This is a genomic window from Streptomyces sp. NPDC006134 (assembly GCF_040628835.1).
GTDB lineage: Bacteria > Actinomycetota > Actinomycetes > Streptomycetales > Streptomycetaceae > Streptomyces.
The window spans coordinates 114,601-134,037 of sequence record NZ_JBEXTV010000013.1; the positions used below are offsets into that span (position 1 = coordinate 114,601).

A 19,437-nucleotide genomic window follows, 5' to 3' on the forward strand; every position below is an offset into this window, starting at 1 on the left:
TCATGTCCACGTCCCCCCGCCCTCAGAGCGCCGTCACCGTCGTCGTCATCGGGTACGACGACGCGGGCCATGTGGCGGACGCCGTGCGGTCGGCGCTGGCGCAGGGCCCGGCCGTCCGTGAGGTCATCGCCGTCGACGACTGCTCGACGGACGGCAGCGCGGAGCTGCTCACCCGGCTCGCGGCGACGGAACCCCGGCTCCGGGTGATCCGGCGCCCGGTCAACAGCGGGGGCTGCGGCACCCCGCGCAACACGGGGATGGACGCGGTGGCGTCCCCGTACGTGATGTTCCTGGACAGCGACGACGTGCTCGCGCCCGGTGCGGTGGAGGCGCTGCTGGCGGCGGCGTGCGCGGAGGGCGCGCAGGTCGCGAGCGGGCTGTGCGTGCGCCGTGAGCTGCCTTCGGGGCGCGAGGTGCCCTGGCAGGCGCCGCTCTACGCGGCGCGGGCCGTCGTCGAGCGCCCCGCGCTGTGCCCGCGCCTGGTCCGCGACACGCTGTGCGTCAACAAGCTCTACGCCATGGGCTTCCTGCGCGCGCACGGCATCCGGTTCCCCGAGGGCCGCTTCCCGTACGAGGACGTCGTCTTCACCGCGCGCGTGCTGGCCGCCTCGCCGCGCATCGTGCTCGTCCCGGACCGGGTGTACGTCTGGCACGTCCGCCGGTCCGCCGAGCGGCTGTCGATCTCCCTGGACCGGGCCGGCGTCGACAACTGGCGGGCACGCACGCGGGCGTGCCGGACGGCCCACGCGATCCTGCTGGCCGCCGGGGAGAAGGAGCTCGCGCGGGCGACGCGCGGCAAGTTCCTCGACCACGAGCTGCGGATGTACGTGCGCGAACTGGGGTTGCACGACGCGCAGTACCAGCGCGCGTGGTGGGAGCACACGCGGGCGTACCTCGCCGAGTACGACGCGGCCGACTGGGAACGCGCCCCGGCCTCACCGGGGCGCCTCGTCGGATGGGTCGTCCTGGCCTCCCCCGAGCCGCGCGACCTGCCCCGCCTGCGGGAGCTGGCGTCCCGTCCGGCCCGGCTGCCGCCCCCGTACGCCCGCGCCCCCGACGGCACGCCCGTCTGGTCGGCCGACCTGCCCGAGGTCGCCCTGGAGCCGTTGCTGACCCGCCCGGTCGGGTCCCTGCCGCTCGCCGTCGACGCGGAACTGCGCCTCCACGCACGCGGCGCTCGCGGGGGGCTGCCGCCTCGGCTGCGGCTGCGGCTGCGGCTGCATGATCTGTACGGCCGTCTGGCCGAGGCCGGCGGTCCGGAGGCGGTGGAGGTGGCGTGGCGGCGCCGGGAGGACGGGCGGCCGGGTCCGTGCCGGACGGTGGCCTTCAGACCGGCGCCGGAGAGGACCGGGGGAGCCGAGGGGGCCGGGGAGTCCGTCTGGTCGGCCGAGACGGACGTGGACCTCACGGCGCTGGCGGCGCCGGGAGCGGGCACCTGGGACCTGTTCCTGCGGCTGCGTTTCCGCGACGGCGCGCACCGCGAGGTCACGGCGCACGCGCTCACGGGCGCCGGCCTGCTGCGCCGCCGCGCCCTGCCGAGCGTCCGGCACGGCGTGCTGCTCGTCCAGCCGTACGCCACGCACTCCGGCGCGCTGGCCCTGCGGGTGGCGCCCGGGGTGCGTGGGGCCGTGGCCGTGGCACGCCGCAGGCTCCGGCGCCTGCTGCGCCGAAGCCGACCGGCGTAATGGGAATTTTTCATCTCATAGGCCACGGGGTACCCCTCTGCCCATGGAGATCAAGATCGGCTACAAGCTGGCGGCGGAGGCTTTCGGGCCCACCGAACTGATCAGGCAGGCCGTCGCGGCGGAGGAAGCGGGCTTCGACTTCGTCGAGATCAGCGACCACTTCCACCCCTGGCTCGACAATCAAGGGCACTCGCCCTTCGCCTGGTCGGTGCTCGGCGGCATCGCGGCGAAGACCAGCCGGGTGCAACTGGCCACCGGGGTGACCTGCCCGACCGTGCGCTACCACCCCGCGATCATCGCGCAGGCCGCCGCGACCCTGGCCCTGATGTCGGACGGCCGCTTCGTGCTCGGCATCGGTTCGGGCGAGAGGCTCAACGAGCACGTCGTCGGCAAGGGCTTCCCCGACTCCGTCCACACGCGCCACGAGATGCTCCGCGAGGCACTGGAGATCATCCGCCTGCTGTGGCGCGGCGGCTACCGCTCGTACGAGGGCAGGCACCTGCGCCTGGAGGACGCCCGCGTCTTCGACCTGCCCGACGAGCCGCCGCTCATCGCCGTCGCCGCCGGCGGCCCGGTGGCCGCCCGGCTGGCCGCCGAGCTCGGGGACGGCCTCTTCGCCACCGAGCCCAAGCCGGAGATCGTGAGCCGCTACCGCGAAGCGGGCGGCGGCGGGCCCCTCTACGCCGAGGTCCCGATGGCCTGGGCGCCCGACGAGCACACCGCGGCCCGCGCCGCCCTGGAGATGAACCGGTGGGCCGTGACGGGGTGGAAGGTGATGAGCGAGCTGCCCAACCCCGTCAACTTCGACGCCGCCACCACGACCGTCCGCGAGGAGGACATCCTCGGCCAGTTCGCCTGCGGCACCGACCCGGAGCGCTACGTCCAGGTGACGCAGCAGTTCGTCGACGCCGGTTTCGACCACCTGGTCATGCAGAACGCGGGCCCCGACCCGGACGGGTTCCTCGACTTCTACCGGCGGGAACTCGACACCAGGCTGCGCGCCCTGCGGCCGCAGGGCGCCTCTTCCTGACGGAGGCACCACTTCCTGACGGAGGCACCACTTCCCGGCGGGGCCGCCTCTTCCCGGGCGAGGCCCTGCCGGGACCGGCGGCTCTGCCGGACCGGCGGGGCCCGTCCGCTCCGCCCGGCCGGGCGCCGGGTACCCGGTTATTCGCTGCCCGGCCGTCTCACAACGCCTTGAGCGCCCCCGTCGTCGCCCGCGCCAGCATCGCCAGGTAGCCCTTGGGCAGCTTCCGGGTGCGGATCACCACCGAGCGCCAGTAGAGCGGGCCCGAGATCAGGTCGAGGGCCAGCTCCTCGTCGAAGCCGGAGCGGATCTCGCCGCGCTGCTCCGCCGCCACCAGGATCTGGCTGGCGACGCCCTCCTGCCCTTCGCGCAACGCCTTCTGCACGGCTTCGGCGATCTCCGGGTTGCGGGCGGCCTCCGCCTGGAGGTCGGGGATGATCTGCGAGGCCACGGGGTGGCGCAGAGCGCGGGAAGTCACCTCGTACAGCAGCCGCAGGTCCATCTCCAGGGAGCCGGTGTCCGGGGCCGGCAGGCCCTGCACGGCGAGCGCCGAGACGATGTCGAGCACCAGATGCAGCTTGGAGCGCCAGCGCCGGTACACCGCCGTCTTGCCGACACCCGCCCGGCGCGCGATCCCCTCGATGGACATGCGCGCGTAGCCGACGGCCGCGAGCTCCTCGAAGACGGCGGCCCGGATGGCTTCCGTCACGTCCTCACGGAGCACGGCCGCCCCCGCGGGGGCCCGGCGGCGCGGGCGCGGCTGGGGCTCGTCGGCGTTGGTCGTCATGCCGACCAGCATAGAGCGTCGCGACGATACGGCCCCGTCGCGACGCAGGGGGGGGGCGGACGGGGGCGTCACGACGAGACGGTCGCGTCCCGTCGCGGGGGTGGGCAGACGAGCACGTCACGACGGAACGGTTGCGTTCCGACGTCTTCACGACCTACGCTCACGTTGCGACGATACGGTGCCGTCCCGACGTAAGTGAACGCGAGGCACCGCCCGGGAAAACGCCGTTCGCCGCTTCCGCCGACCCCTCCCCGAACGAAAGCAGCGGATGTGAGCCAGGTCCTCCACACACCGCCCCCGACCACGGCACCGCCTGCCGAAGACCTCGCGGCGCTCGCCGCCCGCCACGGCCTCTCGGTCAGCGGCGCCCGCCCCTCCCTGCCGCAGTACGTCCGGCAGCTGTGGGCGCGCCGCCACTTCATCACCGCGTTCGCCACCGCCAAGCTCACCGCGCAGTACAGCCAGGCGAAGCTGGGCCAGGTCTGGCAGGTGATGACGCCCCTGCTGAACGCGGCGGTGTACTACTTCATCTTCGGCGTGCTGCTGCAGACCAAGCAGGGTGTTCCGGACTTCGTGCCGTTCCTCGTCACGGGCGTGTTCCTCTGGACGTTCACGCAGAGCTCGGTGATGGCCGGAACCCGCGCGATCTCCGGCAATCTCGGACTGGTCCGCGCCCTGCACTTCCCGCGGGCCTCGCTGCCGCTGTCCTTCTGTCTCCAGCAGCTCCAGCAGCTGCTGTTCTCCATGGCCGCCCTGGTCGTGATCCTGCTCGCGTTCGGCGTGCCGCCCGCCCCTTCCTGGCTGCTGGCGGTCCCGGCCCTGTTCCTGCAGTTCGTGTTCAACGCGGGCCTGTCGATGGCCGTGGCCCGGCTGGGCGCCAAGACTCCCGACATCGCCCAGCTGATGCCGTTCGTGCTGCGCACCTGGATGTACGCGTCCGGCGTGATGTGGAGCATCGACCACATGACCAGCGGCCAGAGCGGTCTGCCGTCCTGGGTCGGCCCCCTCCTCCAGCTCAACCCCGCCGCCGTCTACATCGACCTGATGCGCTTCGCCCTGATCGACACGTTCCAGGCGAGCCAGCTGCCGCCGCACGTGTGGGCGCTCGCGACGGGCTGGGCGCTGCTGGCCGGCGCCGGCGGCTTCGTCTACTTCTGGAAGGCCGAGGAGAGGTACGGCCGTGGCTGACCGGATCCCCACCGTCGTCGCCGACGGCGTCGACATCGTCTACCGCGTCAACGGGGCAGCCGTCGGCCGCGGCTCGGCCACCGCCGCCCTCAACCGCATCCTGCGCCGCAAGCAGGCCGAGAAGGCGGCGGGCACGCGCCGGGTGCACGCGGTGAAGAACGTGTCCTTCGTCGCGTACCGGGGCGAGGCGATCGGCCTGATCGGCACCAACGGCTCCGGCAAGTCGACCCTGCTGAAGGCGGTCGCGGGCCTGCTGCCGGTGGAGAACGGCCGCATCTACACCGACGGCCAGCCCTCCCTGCTCGGCGTGAACGCCGCGCTGATGAACGACCTGACCGGCGAGCGCAACGTCCACCTCGGCGGGCTGGCGATGGGCATGTCCCGCGAGCAGATCAAGGAGCGCTACCAGGAGATCGTCGACTTCTCCGGCATCAACGACAAGGGCGACTTCATCACCCTGCCGATGCGGACGTACTCCTCCGGCATGGCGGCCCGGCTCCGCTTCTCCATCGCCGCCGCCAAGGACCACGACGTGCTGCTCGTCGACGAGGCGCTGGCCACCGGTGACCGCTCCTTCCAGAGACGTTCCGAGGAGCGCATCCGGGAGCTGCGCGAGCGGGCGGGCACGGTGTTCCTGGTCAGCCACAGCAACAAGTCGATCCGCGACACCTGCGACCGGGTGCTGTGGCTGGAGCGCGGCGAGCTGCGCAGGGACGGGCCGACGGAGGAGGTGCTCGAGGAGTACGAGGCGTTCACGGGCGGCCCGGACAGGACCGCCTCCAGGCCGAAGTCCTGAGCGCACTCCCGGGCACGGCCCTCCACGGCGGCGCCCCTCCACGACCACCCTGACGGTCCTCCACGGCCGCCCTGACGGGGGTCCTCCACAACCGCCCTGACGGGGGTCCTCCACAACCGCCCTGACGGAGGTCCCTCCGCGACCGCCTTGACGACCCTCCACAACCGCCCTGACAGCCCTCCACGGCGACGGGGCTCCCTTCCCTCCCGAGGCGCAACAACATCCCCCGTTTTCACCCCATAGATGCCACTATGACCGAATGAGGTGCGCGCCCGGAGCGCCGACGGTGATGCAGGCGATGCAGGTGATGCAGGCGATACAGGCGAAGGAGCCCCCCGATGCCCGAGACTCCCGTAACCGCCCCCGTCCCCTCTTCCGTTCCCGCCCCCGCTCTGAGTCTCGTCGTCCACGGTCCGAACCTCCAGGACCACCTGACCGGACTCCTCGACTCGCTGGCCGCACACCCCCTGCCGGACACCGAGGTGATCGTGGCGGCGGTGGGAGACTGGGCCCGGGAGACGGCCGAACGTCACAACCCCGCCTTCCAGGTGCTGTCGCTGCCGGAGGGGACGGGCGACGCCGCGGCCCGGACGGCGGGGGCCGCGCGGGCGACGGGCCGCTGGCTGCACTTCGTGCACGCCAAGGACGGGCTGCCCGCCGGGGCCCCGCACCTGGTCGCCGAACGTGCCGCCGGGCTCCCCGACGCCGTCGACGTCCTGCTGCTGGACCACGTCCGCAGCACCTGGCAGACCTCCGCCCTGCCCTCCCGGGACGGCCCCCTGCTGGCCCGCGCGGGCCGCACCGGCACCACCCTCGACGACCAGCCGCGCCTGCTGCGCCTGGCCCCGCTCCTGGGCACCCGCGTCCTGCGCGCGGACTTCTGGCGCCGGCACGAGGAACGGCTCACCACCGACGACGAGCCGTTCGCGGCGTACGCGGCCCTCCTGCTGGCCGGCCGACTGGCCTGTCTGCCCCACCCCGCCTACGAGGACCGCCTGCTGCGCCCCGAGAGTCTCCCGCCCCTCACTCCCCGGCAGCGCTACGCGCTCGTCGACCGCTACGAGAGCCTGCTCGACCTCACCCGGGACCGCCCGGCCGTCCACGCCGTCCTCTACGACGTCATGGTCCGCGACTGCCTGCGCACCTTCGTCCGCGCCGGGATGTCCCAGGAGACGGCACGGGAGTTCTTCCACCGCGCCTCCATAGCGGCCCGGCGCCATCACCCCGACGGCCACCAACGCCCCGCCGGCCTCGAAGGGGTCCGCCGGGCGCTGCTGGAGGAGGACGCGTACACCGGCTACCGGGCCCTCCAGGCCGCCAACCGCGTCCGCCGCGCGGTGCGGACCACCGTGCGGACGCGCAGGCGGCAGGCCGGCGTCCGGTTCCGCGACCTGGAGTACCACCGGGCGCTCGGCCGCCCGCTCGACCCCCGCCTGGCGGTGTTCTCCGCCTACTGGAACCGGGGCGTGGCCTGCAACCCGGCCGCGATCGCCGCCAAACTGGCCGAACTCGCCCCCTGGATCCACCCGGTGTGGGTGGTGAGCGCCGGCAACGCGGCGCTGCTGCCGCCCGGCACGGACCACGTCGTCCCCGGCACCGCCCGCTACTGGGACGTGCTGGCGCGGGCGACGTACCTCGTCAACAACGTCAACTTCCCGAACGCGGTGGTCAAACGCCCCGGCGCGGTCCACCTCCAGACCCACCACGGCACGCCTCTGAAGCGCATGGGCCTGGACCAGATGCCGTACCCGGCCGCCGCCCGCGGCCTGGACTTCCGCGCCCTGCTGGAGCGGGTCGACAAGTGGGACTACAGCGTCTCCGCCAACAGCCACACCACCCGCATGTGGCAGCGGGCCTACCCCGCCCGCTACGTCTCCCTCGACCACGGCTATCCGCGCAACGACGTCTTCTACACGGCGGGCGCCGCCGAGGTCCGCGCGGTCCGCGAGCGCCTCGGCATCCCGCCGGGCCGCCGGGCCGTCCTGTACGCGCCCACCCACCGCGACTACGAAGCCGGGTGGACCCCGCGCCTGGACCTCGCCGCACTCGCCGACCACCTCGGCGAAGAAACGATTCTCCTGGTGCGCGCCCACTACTTCTACGGCGGCACGCCCTCCCCCCTGACCGGCCTGCGCCGCACGGGCCGGATCGTGGACGTCTCCTCCTACGACCCGGTCGAGGAGCTCTGCCTGGCCGCCGACGCCCTGGTCACGGACTACTCGTCGATCATGTTCGACTACGCCAACCTGGACCGGCCGATCGTCGTGTACGCCGACGACTGGGAGACGTACCGCACCACCCGCGGCGTCTACTTCGACCTCATGGCCGACGCCCCGGGGCCGGTCGCCCGCACCCAGGAGGACCTGGCGGAGATCCTCACCACGGACGCCTGGCGCGACGAGGCCGCGGCCAAGGCGCGGGCCGCCTTCCGCCGCCGGTTCTGCGAGTACGACGACGGGCGCGCCGCCGAACGCGTCGTGCGCCGCGTCTTCCTCGGCCAGGACGAGGAGACGCTGCCGCCGGTGCTCCCCCTGGAGGAGCGCACCCCGGCGCCGCGCCCCGAGGAGGTCTCGTGAACCCCGGCACCTCTCCGGCGGCCCCCGGCCCGGCGGCCCCCGACGTCACCGTCACCGTCATCGTCTACAACGACGCCGAGCGGCTGCCCCGCGCCGTGGAGTCCGTCCGCCGCCAGACCCACGCGAACCTGGAGATCGTCGTCAGCGACGACCACTCCACGGACGCGACGCCGCGGGTGGCGCGGGACCTGGCCGCCCGCGACCCCCGGATCCGGTACCTGCGCCTGGCGGAGAACAGCGGCGGGTGCAGCGCCCCCCGCAACCGCGCCGTGGAGATCGCGCGGGCGCCGTACCTGATGTTCCTGGACAGCGACGACGAGCTGCCCGAGCGCGCGGTCGAGGTACTGCTCGCCGCCCACCGCGAACGGGAGATCGACTTCGCGATGGGCGCGGTGCAGCGTGTCCGGACGGACACCGGGCGCCGCTCGACGTGGATGCCGCACCTGGTGGCCGAGCGCCGCACCCTGGAGGGCATCGAGGCCGACCCGCGCCTGTTCTTCGAGCACCTGTCGACCGGCAAGATGTACGCCCGCGCCTTCCTCGACCGGCACCGCCTGCGCTTCCCCGAGGGCATCCACTACGAGGACCAGCTCTTCTCCGCACAGGCGTACTGCCTGGCGAAGGCGTTCACCATCGTCCCCGAGCCGGTCTACCGCTGGTACGTGACCCCGTACGCCGCCTCCGGCGCGGCCTCCATCTCCAACCAGCGGCACAAGATCGCCAACGTCCGCGACCGGATCCACGTGCAGCGGCTCATCGACGCCTTCCTGGCCGAGAGCGGGCACGAGTCGCTGCGCGAGGACAAGGACTACAAGTTCCTCAAGCACGACTTCCGGATGTACGCCGGTGACCTGCCACTGCGCGACGAGGCGTGGCTGGCGTCCTTCGCGGACACGGTGAACCCCTACCTCGACACGCTGTCCGAGGGGGCGTACGCCCGGCTGCCGCGCGCCGAGCGGGTCGTGGTGGAGCTGGTCCGCGACCGCCGCCTGGCCGACGCGCGGACGGCCGCCCGCGGCCTGGGCCACGACGTCGCGCCCCCGCGGGTGACGACGGGCGCGGACGGCCGGACGTACTGGGGCGACCACGTCCCCGAAACCGAGCGGGCCCGCCGCGAACTGGACGTCACCGACCTGGAGCCGGACACCCGCCCGTTCTTCGCCGCCTGGTTCCGGCACGAGATCACGGAGCTCACCCGGGGGCCCGGCGCCTCGCTCGACCTGACCGTCCGCACCTACGACCCCGGGCTGTGCCTCCCCGTCGGCCCCCAGCGCGCGACCCTGCTCCTGACGCCCGGCCGGCACCGGCTGGCGGCCGGCTTCCGGCTGTCCCCGGTCCGCCCCGGCGTCTTCGAGGGCCGGGTCCGCCTGGACCTGGCGGCGGCCCGGCTCCCCCTGCACGGGTTCGGCGGCGTACGCCATCCCGTGCTCCGCCTGCGCCACCAGGGCCAAAGCCACACGGGCATCCTGCTGGCGCCGCCCGCCTTCCCGTCGTTCACCACCCGCGTGGCCCAGCGCTCCGGCGCCGCCCCGCACCGGGTCACCGTCGAGCCGGAGGGACACGCCCCGGGCCGGCTCCAGGTGCGGTGGCAGCCGACGGGGACGGCGGCGCGGATCCTGCGGCCGGCGGTACGGCACCTCGCGCGGCCGCGGGTGAGGCGGGTGGTCCGGCTGGTGCGCAGCGTGCTGCGCTGACCCCTCGGCGCCGCCCCCGCCGAAGTCCCGGCGCCGCCCGCCCCGCCGGAGTCGCTGCGCCGCGCACCCTCACCCGGCGCCGACGACCTCGTACAGCACCTGCCCGCCCGGCCCCCGGGCCACCTCCCGCAGTCCGGGCGCCGCCCGCAGCGCCGTCCCACGGTCCACCACCCACCGCACGCCGTACTCCCGCGCGATCTCCCGCCGCTCGCCGGCCGGCGTGCCCGCCGCGAAGTACCGCCGCACCGCCGCCGCCCGCCGCTCCTCGTCCGGCAGGAAGAAGTCGGGGTAGCCGGGGGCCACGGTGTACGCCCCGTAGGCGGGGATCTGCCGGGACGGGAAGGTGCGGGCCATGACGACGTCCCCGTAGCGCACCCACGGCGTGATCCAGTGGTACCCCGCCCACGGCTGCCGGTACTTGGCCGCGACCGCTCCCGGCAGCGCGTCCCGCGCGACGACGTACCCGAGCGTGCCCGCCTGCGCCCACGCGCCGACGGCCAGCGCCCCGGCGAGCAGGCACGCCCACCCGGCCCGCACCGCGCGCCGGCCGGCCTCCACCGCCTCCAGCGCGGCGGCGAGCTGCGCCGGGATCAGCGCGGCGGGCAGCGCGCGCCCCCAGGAGTGGTGGCTGCTCAGCCCGCCCGCCGCGAACACCAGCAGGCCGAGGGCGAAGAACGGCACGAGCGGGTCGCGCCGGTCCCGCCGCCACCGCGGGACGAGGGCGGCCACCCCGAGCAGCACCAGCCCGAACCGGCCGGGCAGGCCGGAGTACAGCGGCCGGTGCACCGCCTCCAGCCCGTCCCCGGCCCCGGACAGCGCGAAGAAGTCGTAGTACGGCCACAGCCACAGGACCGCCCCGCCCGTCAGCAGTCCGGCGCCGATCCTCACTCCCACCGCCCGCGAGGGCCGCGCGGCGAGTACGGCGGCGAGGGCGCCCAGCGAGGCGACGATCCCGGAGAACTGGTGGCACAGCAGGATCACCGCCCACAGCACCCCGAGCCCGGGCCACGTCCCCCACCCGGCCCGCTCGCCGTCGCGCAGGGCCCGCGCGAGCCAGGCCCAGAGGTGGAAGGCGAGCCCGAGGGCGAGCACGCTCGGGTACGCCACGGTCAGCGCCAGCGAGTGCAGCCCCAGGAAGCCGCTCCAGGCGAACGGGGCCGTGCCCCAGAGCAGCAGCAGGCTCAGCAGAGCGAGCGCGGGGGCGGCCCGGTGGGCGCTGAGGGTGCGCGTGTACCGCCACACGCCCGTCACCAGCAGCCCGAGCCCGGCCAGCGCGCCGAGGCGCAGCACGACGAAGACCGACCAGCCGCTCATCCGGGCCACGACGCCGAGCAGCAGCGTCCAGGGCGAGTAGTAGGGGCTCGGCGTGTCCGCGTCGACCAGCGGGTTGCCGGGATCGCGGAGGCTGTGCCGCAGCCGTTCCACGGTCGCCGCGTGCATGCCGAGGTCACCCGCCCACGGCAGCCGCGCGATCACCAAGAGCAGCAGAAGCAGCAGGAGCAGCAGGAGGCAGAAGACGAGCGCGGCGGCCGCCCGGGGAAGGGCCGCCGCGCGCGGCAGCGTGGTGCGCGTCGCGCCGGAACGCCCCATCACGCGGTCACTTTATCCGCCATATCGGGATAACGCCGGATATGCCAGGACAGCTCCGATCCGTGGCCGCGACGGCAGGGCGCCCCGGGCCGCGATGGCCCGGGGCGCCCTCAGCCCCGTACGAGTCGGCATGTACGAGTCGGCACGTACGAATCAGTGCGTACGAATCAGTGCATGCGAATCGATGCGTACGTACGAGTCGGTACGGCGTTACGAATGCGTTCGCAGCAGCGTCCGCATGGTCCGCATCGCCACCGACAGGTTGGCGAGGTCGAACGTGTCGGAGCTCTGGATCTCCTCCAGGGTGGCGCGGGCCCGGCTGAGGATCGCCGCGTTCTTCTGCTCCCACACCTTGAAGCGCTGCTCGGGCGTCGAGCCGCCGTTGCCCACCGCCAGGACGTCGGCCGTGAGCGCCGCGTGGGCCGCGTACAGGTCCTCGCGGATCGCCGCGCGGGCCATGGACTGCCAGCGGTCGGCGCGGGGCAGGGCGCTGATGCGGTCCATCATCTGGGTGATGGTCAGCCGGTCGGCGAGGTCGTAGTAGACCTCGGCGACGTCCAGCGGTTCCTTGCCCATGCGGTCGGCCACCGAGACGATGTCGAGCGTCGGGAAGGCGGAGGAGAACCCGGCCACGCGGGTGGCCAGCTCGTCCGGGACGCCGGCGCCGGTCAGCTCGTCGTAGATGTGCTGGTACCACTCCAGGTCCGCGCCGCGCAGCAGCTTCGGCAGCTCCTGCCAGACCTGCTCGACGCGGTCGGCGAAGAAGTCGACCGTCTCGGCGAGCTGGAGCGGCTGCGGCCGGTTGTTGAGCAGCCAGCGCGTGCCGCGCTCGACCAGGCGGCGCGAGTGCAGCCGGATCCGGGTCTGGACCTCCGCCTCGACCTTGTTGTCCAGGCTCTCCACCGCGTCCCACACCGGGTAGGCGCGGAAGATCGCGCGGGCCGCGGTCTGCGCCCGGACGATCTCCTCCAGGGACGCGCCGGTCTCCTCCCGCAGCCGGTGCAGGTACGTCGTACCGCCCGTGTTGACCGTGTCGTTGACCAGCACGGTCGTGGTGATCTCGCGGCGCAGCGGGTGGGTGTCGATCCGGTCGCCGAACCGCTCGCGCAGCGGGGCCGGGAAGTAGGCGTGCAGCAGGCCCTTCAGGTACGGGTCGTCGGGCAGCGAGGTGTGCAGCAGCTCCTCGGCGACCGTGATCTTCGTGTAGGCCAGCAGGACGGCCGTCTCCGGGCCGGTCAGGCCCTGTCCGGAGCTGAGCCGCTCGCGGATCTGGCGGTCCGTGGGCAGGAACTCCAGGGCCCGGTCCAGGTGGCCCTCGCGCACCAGGTGCCGCATGAAGCGCTGCTGGGCGTGGAGCATGTCCTTGGACTGGGCGAGCGCGTTGGCGATCGCCGTGTTCTGCGCGTAGTTGTTGCGCAGCACCAGCCGGCCGACCTCGTCGGTCATCTCGGCGAGCAGCTTGTTGCGCTGCTTGACGGTCATGTCGCCGTCGGCCACGAGCCCGTTGAGCAGGATCTTGATGTTCACCTCGTGGTCGGAGGTGTCCACGCCCGCGCTGTTGTCGATGGCGTCGGTGTTGACCCGGCCGCCGTGCATCGCGAACTCGATCCGGCCGAGCTGGGTCAGGCCCAGGTTGCCGCCCTCGCCGACGACCTTGACCCGCAGGTCGGCGCCGTCGACGCGGATGGCGTCGTTGGCCTTGTCGCCGACGTCGCCGTGGGACTCGGCGGACGCCTTGACGTACGTGCCGATGCCGCCGTTCCACAGCAGGTCCACCGGCGCCCTGAGGATCGCCTTCATCAGGTCGGCCGGGGTCATCTTGGAGACCTTCTCCTCGATGCCCAGGGCCTCGCGGATGTGCGCGTTGACCGGGATCGCCTTGGCCGTACGGGGGAAGATCCCGCCGCCCGCCGACAGCAGCTCGGTGTTGTAGTCCGCCCAGGAGGAGCGGGGCAGCTCGAACAGGCGGCGGCGCTCGGCGTAGGAGACGGCCGCGTCCGGGGCCGGGTCGATGAAGATGTGCCGGTGGTCGAAGGCGGCGACCAGGCGGATGTGCTCGGACAGCAGCATGCCGTTGCCGAACACGTCACCGGACATGTCGCCGATGCCGACGACCGTGAAGTCCTGGCTCTGGGTGTCCACGCCCAGCTCGCGGAAGTGCCGCTTGACGGACTCCCAGGCACCGCGGGCGGTGATGCCCATGCCCTTGTGGTCGTAGCCGGCGGAGCCGCCGGAGGCGAAGGCGTCGCCCAGCCAGAAGTCGTACTTCCCGGCGACCTCGTTGGCGATGTCCGAGAACGTCGCGGTGCCCTTGTCGGCGGCGACGACGAGGTAGGTGTCGTCCTCGTCGTGGCGGACGACGTCCTTCGGGGGCACGACCTCGCCGGCGACCATGTTGTCGGTGATGTCGAGCAGCGCCGAGATGAACGTCTTGTAGCTGGCGATGCCCTCCGCCATCCAGGCGTCGCGGTCCACGGACGGGTCCGGGAGCTGCTTGGCGACGAAGCCGCCCTTGGCGCCGACCGGCACGATGACGGTGTTCTTCACCATCTGCGCCTTGACCAGGCCGAGGATCTCGGTGCGGAAGTCCTCGCGCCGGTCGGACCAGCGCAGGCCGCCGCGCGCGACCTTGCCGAAGCGCAGGTGCACGCCCTCCACGCGCGGCGAGTACACCCAGATCTCGAACGCCGGGCGGGGCGCCGGCAGGTCGGGGATGGCCTGCGGGTCGAACTTCATGGAGACGTAGTCGTGCGGCCGGCCGGGCGCCGCCTCCTGGAAGAAGTTGGTGCGCAGCGTCGCCTTGATGACCGTGAGGAAGGACCGCAGGATGCGGTCCTCGTCCAGGCTCGCCACCTGGTCGAGGGCGGCGTCCAGCTCCTCCAGCAGGGCGTCGACGATCTCCCGTCCGGCGCGCTGCCGCTCCGGCGACATCCGCGCCTCGAACAGGGAGACGAGCAGCCGGGTGGTGTGGACGTTGTTGCGGAGGGTGTCCTCCATGTAGTCCTGGCTGAAGGTGGAACCGGCCTGGCGCAGGTACTTGGCGTAGGCGCGCAGCACCATCGCCTGGCGCCAGGTCAGCCCGGCGCTCAGGACGAGGGCGTTGAAGCCGTCGTTCTCCGCCTTGCCGGTCCAGGTGGCGGCGAAGGCGTCCTGGAACCGCTCGCGGGCGTCGTCGCCGAGGTAGTCGCCGTTGCCGGTGACCGCCTTGGGCATGCGCAGGCCGAAGTCGTAGATCCACGCCGTCGTGCGGTCCGCGCAGCGCAGCTCGTAGGGCCGCTCGTCGGTGACCTCCACGCCGAGCCGGCTGAGCACCGGCAGCACGGCGGACAGGGAGACCGAACCGCCCTTCTGGTAGATCTTGAAGCGGCGTTCCTCGGGCGCGGCGCCCACCGGCTCGTACAGGCTGAGCGCGAACGTCCGGTCCTCGTCGAGCTGCTCCAGGTGGGCGAGGTCGGCGACCGCGGCGCGCGGGCTGTGGTCGGCCTTGTAGCCCTCGGGGAAGGCGTTGCCGTACCGGCGCGACAGCTCGGCGGCGCGCTCCTCGCCGAACTCGGCGTTCAGCGCCTCGGCGAACCCGTCGGCCCAGGAGCGGGCGGCCTCGACGAGGCGGGCCTCGATGCGCTCCTTGTCGGCGTCGGACAGCTCGGGCAGCTCGGTGCCCTGCGGAACGCGGACGACGAAGTGCAGCCGGGACAGGATCGACTCGGTGTTCCAGGCGGTGAAGTCGACGCTGGTGCCGCCGAGCTCCTCCTTCAGGATGTCGATGATCCGCAGCCGCACGCCGGTGGTGTAGCGGTCGCGGGGCAGGTAGACGAGGGCGGAGTAGTAGCGGCCGTACTCGTCCTGGCGCAGGTAGAGCCGCAGCCGGCGGCGCTCCTGGAGGTACAGCACGGAGGTGACGATGGCCTGGAGCTCGTCGGCCGGGGTCTGGAACAGCTCGTCGCGCGGGTAGGTCTCCAGGATCTGGAGCAGGTCCCGCCCGTCGTGGCTGTTGGGCGAGAAACCGGCCCGGTCCAGCACCTCCTGCACCTTGCGCCGGATGACGGGCACGCGGCGGACGGACTCGGTGTAGGCGGCGGAGGAGAACAGGCCGAGGAAGCGCCGCTCGCCGACGACGTTGCCGTTCTCGTCGAACTTCTTGACGCCGACGTAGTCCAGGTACGACGGCCGGTGCACGGTCGCGCGGCTGTTGGCCTTGGTCAGCACCAGCAGCCGGTGCTCGCGGGCCTTGGCGCGGGCGTCGGCGGAGAGCCGTTCGAAGGAGGAGCTGACCGGGTGGTCGTCCTCACCGGCGTGGTGGGGGTCGGCGCGCAGGATGCCGAGGCCGGTGCCGGGGACGGCGGCGAGGGAGTCGTCGTCGCGCAGCTGGTACTCCCGGTATCCCAGGAACGTGAAGTGATCGTCCGCCAGCCAGTCCAGCAGCTCGGCGGCCTCCTCGACCTCCGCCGCCGGCAGGTCGCCGGGGAGGGGCTCCTCGGGCAGCGAGCCGGCCAGGCGCGTCGCGGCCTCCCGCATCTTGCCCCAGTCCTCGACGGCCTCGCGGACGTCGGACAGGACGCGCAGCAGGTCGGCGGTGATCTGCTTCAGGTCGGCGCGGTCGGTCTCGCGGTCGATCTCGACGTGGATCCAGGACTCGATGTGCGCGTCGTGCGGGAGGTCGCCGGTGGGCGGGGTGGTGAGCACCTCGATCAGCTTGCCGGTGACGTCGCGCCGCACCACGAACTGCGGGTGGACGACGACGTGGATGCCGCGTCCCTGCCGGGTCAGCTCGTTGGTCACGGAGTCGACGAGGAACGGCATGTCGTCCGTCACCGCCTCCACGACGGTGTGGCTGCAGGTCCAGCCGTTCTCCTCCACCGTCGGGGTGTGGACCCGCACGTTGGCGGTGCCCTGCGGGCGGTTCTCCGCCAGCCGGTAGTGCGAGACGGCGGCTCCGAAGACGTCGACCGGGTCGCGGTCGGTGAGGTCCTCCGGAGCGGTGTGCAGGTAGTAGCGCTGGAGGAACGCGAGCACGGATTCGCGGTCCGGGGTGTCCGGGGTGCCCTCGCTCGTCGTCCCAGTCGGTAGGTGCCCCCCGACCGGGCTGTTCTCAGCTACCCGGGCGGCCCTTTCGAGCAGCTCGGCCTTGGCTTCGTCCAGCTTGGTCTGCATTGTCCTCTGGCTCCTGTCGCGCGCCGTTGCGTGACGTAGAAGGAAGTACGGTCTCCTGCCTTCCGGCGTAACGCCTCGACCCGGGGTTTCCGGTCTGCTCAGACGCTATGCCGCAAGGTGAGATGAGCGGGGGCGTATCAGCCATTTTCGACACGCTCGCCGGAGAGGACACCGCACACGGCGCCGTCGTCGTCCGGGGAGTGCTCGGCGTCCGGGGGACCCTCGGTGCCCCGTCCCGCCCGCGAAGACCAGCGAGTGCCGCCCGGTCACGGATGCTCACCGTGCTCACCGGGCGCAGGGCAGGGGCGCCGGTGCCCCCGCGGACTATCGCGCTGATCACGCCACAAGGCTATCGCTCTTGGCGGGGGGCCCGTCATGAGCCGTATGTGTACAAAACAGAGGGGGGAAGTTTGACGTTCTGCACAGGGACGCGGCGGGCCGGTTCGGCGTATTCGCGAGGGTCCGGACGGTGACGCCCCTCACCGCCCGGACGCCGCACCACCCAGGCGTCACACTGTCCGGACGTCACGCCGCCAGCCGCTCCGCCTCCGCGACCGCCTCCCGCAGCGTGTCCACCACCGGCACCCCCACCGACTCCAGGCTGGCCCGGCTGTGCGAGCCCCCGGTGTACAGCACGGCCCGCGCCCCCACGTGCCGGGCGGCCACCGCGTCGTCGGCGGCGTCCCCGATCACCACCGTCCGCGCGGGGTTCACACGGTGCGCCCCGGCCAGGGCCGCCAGGTGCCGCACCATGTGCTCGGCCTTGCTGCCGCCGGAGGGACCGGTCCGCCCGTCGACCCGTATGAAGTGTGCCTCGATGCCGAATCCGCGCACCAGCGGGACCAGCTCCTCGTGCCCGTACATGCTGAGGATCGACTGGCTGCGCCCCGCCGACCGCCAGGCCGTGAGCAGCTCCGCCGCGCCCTCGGCCAGCCCGCAGCGCACCCGGTGCTCGGCGTAGTGCCGGTGGAAGGCCCGGTCCATGACCTCCCACTCGGCGTCACTGGGCAGCCGCCCCAGCAGCCGCTCGTAGAACTTCGGCACCGGCACGCAGTACATGGCCCGGTACTGCTCCAGTGTGATCGGCTCCAGGCCCAGCTCGGCGAAGGCCGCGTTCGTCGCCCCGATGACCGCGTCGTTGTCGTGGAACAGCGTCCCGTTCCAGTCCCACACGATGTGCGCGGCTGTCTGCATCCCCATGTCCGACAACGTACCCGCCGCCACCGACAGTCAAGGGATCACCAGGTCGCCCGGGGCGCGGGCCGCGGGCCGGAACGGGTCAGCCCGCGTTCCCCACCAGGTTCGGGATCTCCTGCGTCGCGTACCACAGCAGCTCGTGGTCCTCGGCACCGTCCACGACGAACTGTGCGTCGTCGTCCCCGGCGTCCGCCGCCTTCAGCGCCTCGGCGGCGGCGGCCACGTCGGCCTCCGCGTCGTCCGCGTCGACGTGCACCGAGGCGGCCTTCGCCAGGGGTACGGCGCCGACGACCCGTACCTCGCCGAGCGCGGCCGGGTCGAGCCCCCGGTCGGGGTCGGCGCTCGCCGCCTTGTCGGGCACGTCGACGGCGACCACGACGCGGCGCCGCGGCGCCCCGGGGTCGGCCGCCAGCAGCCGCAGCGAGGCCAGCGCGGCGCGGCTCAGCGCCGCGTACTCCAGTTCCTCGATGTCGTCGGACAGGTACCACTCGCGCAGGGCGGGCGTGACGGCGTACGCCACGAGCGGCGCGGCCCCCAGCTCGCCCGTCCTGTACGCCTCGGCGAGACCGGGGAGGGTCAGGGGGACGTAGACGCGCATGAGTGGCCGCTTTCGTGGTCGGGGCTCCGCTGCAAGGGACTTCAGGATACGTGCGGGTGTCCCCTTTCGGGTCCGTGGCCGTGACGCCCGGGACGTCCACCCCCGGCCCGGGATTCACCCGGTCCGGCCGTGCGGCGCCGGGCGCCTCCCGGCGGCCGTTCCCCCGGATAGGTGAATCCCTCCCCCGCCCCGGCCCGGCCGCCCGCCTCCTTGCCGCCGCGCCGCACCACCCCGTACAAGATCCACACCACGAAGTTACTGCTCGGTATCCACCGGGCCGCCGAACGGGGACTCCCCATGCACAAGGTCATGACCAGGGCCCATCAGCGCCCCGGCAGCACCCGTCCGTCCAACCGCCACGACTCCCGCCGTCCGGGGACCGCTCCGTCCCGTACGCCCGGCTCTGGCTCCCCGCCCCGCACGCCGGGCGGAGGCGCCCTCCGCACCGCCGCCCCCGGCGGCCGTCGGCCGGGCTCCCCCGGCGAGCCGCCGCGCGCCCGTGTGAGGCCCCTGGACACCCGTCCGCCGACGGCCCGGGAAGCGGGCCCGGCCGTCCCCGTCCGGCTCCCCCACGGCCCTCTTCCGCAGCCCCGGCCCACCGACATGTTCGCCGAGCGGCTCCTCGGTGTCCTCAGCGGCCGGCGTCCCGTCCACTCGATGCTCCGGCACACCGCCGGACGCGCCTACGACGAACTGGTGTGGCTCGCCGAACACCACCCGTTGCGCACGCGCGGCACCCACCCCGTGGTCCGGGACATCGGCTGGTTCGAGCCCCGCCCGGGTGCCGTGGAGGTCTTCGCCCGCATCGGCGCCGGTGACCGGCTGCGCGCCCTGGCCTTCCGTCTGGAACGCGGCCGGGACCTGCGCTGGCGCTGCACGGCCGTCGAACTGGGCGGCCCCCGCATGCCCCGCACCGACGACGCCTGACCCGGCACCGGACCACCCGGAACGGATCCCGAACCGGCCCGGACGGGTCCCGGGCGAGTCCCGGACCGGCCCGGACGGGTCCCGGGCGAGTCCCGGACCGCCCCGAACAGGCATCGGACCATCTCGAACAGGCATCGGACAGCCCCGGACGGCCCCCGAGCCGACCCCGGACAGGCCGAAGGGCCGGGCGCCCCGAGGGGACCCGGCCCTTGCCCGCTCCA

The 19,437-nt window shown here is 73.3% G+C and carries 12 protein-coding genes; 7 read left to right on the forward strand and 5 right to left on the reverse strand.

Translation table 11 applies throughout. The features are described 5' to 3' along the window. The first annotated feature begins 2 nt into the window (after nucleotides 1–2). Together ABZ340_RS11375 and ABZ340_RS11380 are read left to right on the forward strand one after the other, a co-directional pair. The gene (locus tag ABZ340_RS11375) at nucleotides 3–1,685 is read left to right on the forward strand and encodes a glycosyltransferase (RefSeq protein ID WP_358781517.1); all 1,683 of its coding nucleotides are present in this window, start codon (nucleotides 3–5) and stop codon (nucleotides 1,683–1,685) included. 49 nt (nucleotides 1,686–1,734) lie between these two features. Then, nucleotides 1,735–2,715, forward strand: a complete 981-nt coding sequence (locus ABZ340_RS11380; RefSeq protein ID WP_358781543.1) for a TIGR03557 family F420-dependent LLM class oxidoreductase — start codon at nucleotides 1,735–1,737, stop codon at nucleotides 2,713–2,715. Nucleotides 2,716–2,872: 157 nt separating this feature from the next. Here the strand turns inward: ABZ340_RS11380 and ABZ340_RS11385 are convergent, their stop codons facing one another. Beyond that, complete coding sequence (locus ABZ340_RS11385) at nucleotides 2,873–3,499, reverse strand: TetR/AcrR family transcriptional regulator (protein WP_358781518.1); 627 nt, start codon at nucleotides 3,497–3,499, stop codon at nucleotides 2,873–2,875. A 270-nt stretch (nucleotides 3,500–3,769) separates the two neighbouring features. Here ABZ340_RS11385 and ABZ340_RS11390 point away from each other — a divergent pair, with 270 nt between their 5' ends. The 4 genes from ABZ340_RS11390 (at nucleotide 3,770) to ABZ340_RS11405 (ending at nucleotide 9,753) form a co-directional block, all read left to right on the forward strand. After that, the gene (locus ABZ340_RS11390; protein ID WP_358781519.1) at nucleotides 3,770–4,687 is read left to right on the forward strand and encodes an ABC transporter permease; all 918 of its coding nucleotides are present in this window, start codon (nucleotides 3,770–3,772) and stop codon (nucleotides 4,685–4,687) included. Next, nucleotides 4,680–5,483, forward strand: coding sequence for an ABC transporter ATP-binding protein (locus ABZ340_RS11395; RefSeq protein ID WP_358781520.1), 804 nt, complete (start codon nucleotides 4,680–4,682; stop codon nucleotides 5,481–5,483). The genes ABZ340_RS11390 and ABZ340_RS11395 overlap by 8 nt, the downstream gene beginning before the upstream one ends. Before the next feature lie 338 nt (nucleotides 5,484–5,821). Continuing rightward, nucleotides 5,822–8,059: a CDP-glycerol glycerophosphotransferase family protein gene (locus tag ABZ340_RS11400; protein WP_358781521.1), complete on the forward strand. Its 2,238-nt coding sequence runs from the start codon at nucleotides 5,822–5,824 to the stop codon at nucleotides 8,057–8,059. Next, on the forward strand, nucleotides 8,056–9,753 hold the full coding sequence (locus ABZ340_RS11405; protein ID WP_358781522.1) for a glycosyltransferase family 2 protein: 1,698 nt from the start codon (nucleotides 8,056–8,058) through the stop codon (nucleotides 9,751–9,753). Before ABZ340_RS11400 ends, ABZ340_RS11405 begins: the two co-directional genes overlap by 4 nt. 69 nt (nucleotides 9,754–9,822) lie before the next feature. On the opposite strand, the gene ABZ340_RS11410 is transcribed toward ABZ340_RS11405, so the two are convergent. The 4 genes from ABZ340_RS11410 to ABZ340_RS11425 form a co-directional block, all read right to left on the reverse strand. Next, a complete protein-coding gene (locus ABZ340_RS11410) occupies nucleotides 9,823–11,343 on the reverse strand; it encodes a hypothetical protein (RefSeq protein WP_358781544.1) in 1,521 nt (506 codons plus the stop codon). 210 nt (nucleotides 11,344–11,553) lie between these two features. Further along, the gene (locus tag ABZ340_RS11415) at nucleotides 11,554–16,494 is read right to left on the reverse strand and encodes an NAD-glutamate dehydrogenase (RefSeq protein WP_358781523.1); all 4,941 of its coding nucleotides are present in this window, start codon (nucleotides 16,492–16,494) and stop codon (nucleotides 11,554–11,556) included. A 525-nt stretch (nucleotides 16,495–17,019) separates the two neighbouring features. After that, on the reverse strand, nucleotides 17,020–17,694 hold the full coding sequence (locus tag ABZ340_RS11420; protein ID WP_358781524.1) for an HAD family hydrolase: 675 nt from the start codon (nucleotides 17,692–17,694) through the stop codon (nucleotides 17,020–17,022). Nucleotides 17,695–17,773: 79 nt separating this feature from the next. Then, nucleotides 17,774–18,289, reverse strand: coding sequence for a hypothetical protein (locus ABZ340_RS11425; protein WP_358781525.1), 516 nt, complete (start codon nucleotides 18,287–18,289; stop codon nucleotides 17,774–17,776). A gap of 297 nt (nucleotides 18,290–18,586) precedes the next feature. Between ABZ340_RS11425 and ABZ340_RS11430 the strand changes: the two genes are divergently transcribed. Then, nucleotides 18,587–19,216 (forward strand): Rv3235 family protein, encoded by a 630-nt coding sequence (locus tag ABZ340_RS11430; RefSeq protein ID WP_358781545.1) that lies wholly within the window; start codon nucleotides 18,587–18,589, stop codon nucleotides 19,214–19,216. Nucleotides 19,217–19,437: the final 221 nt, after the last annotated feature.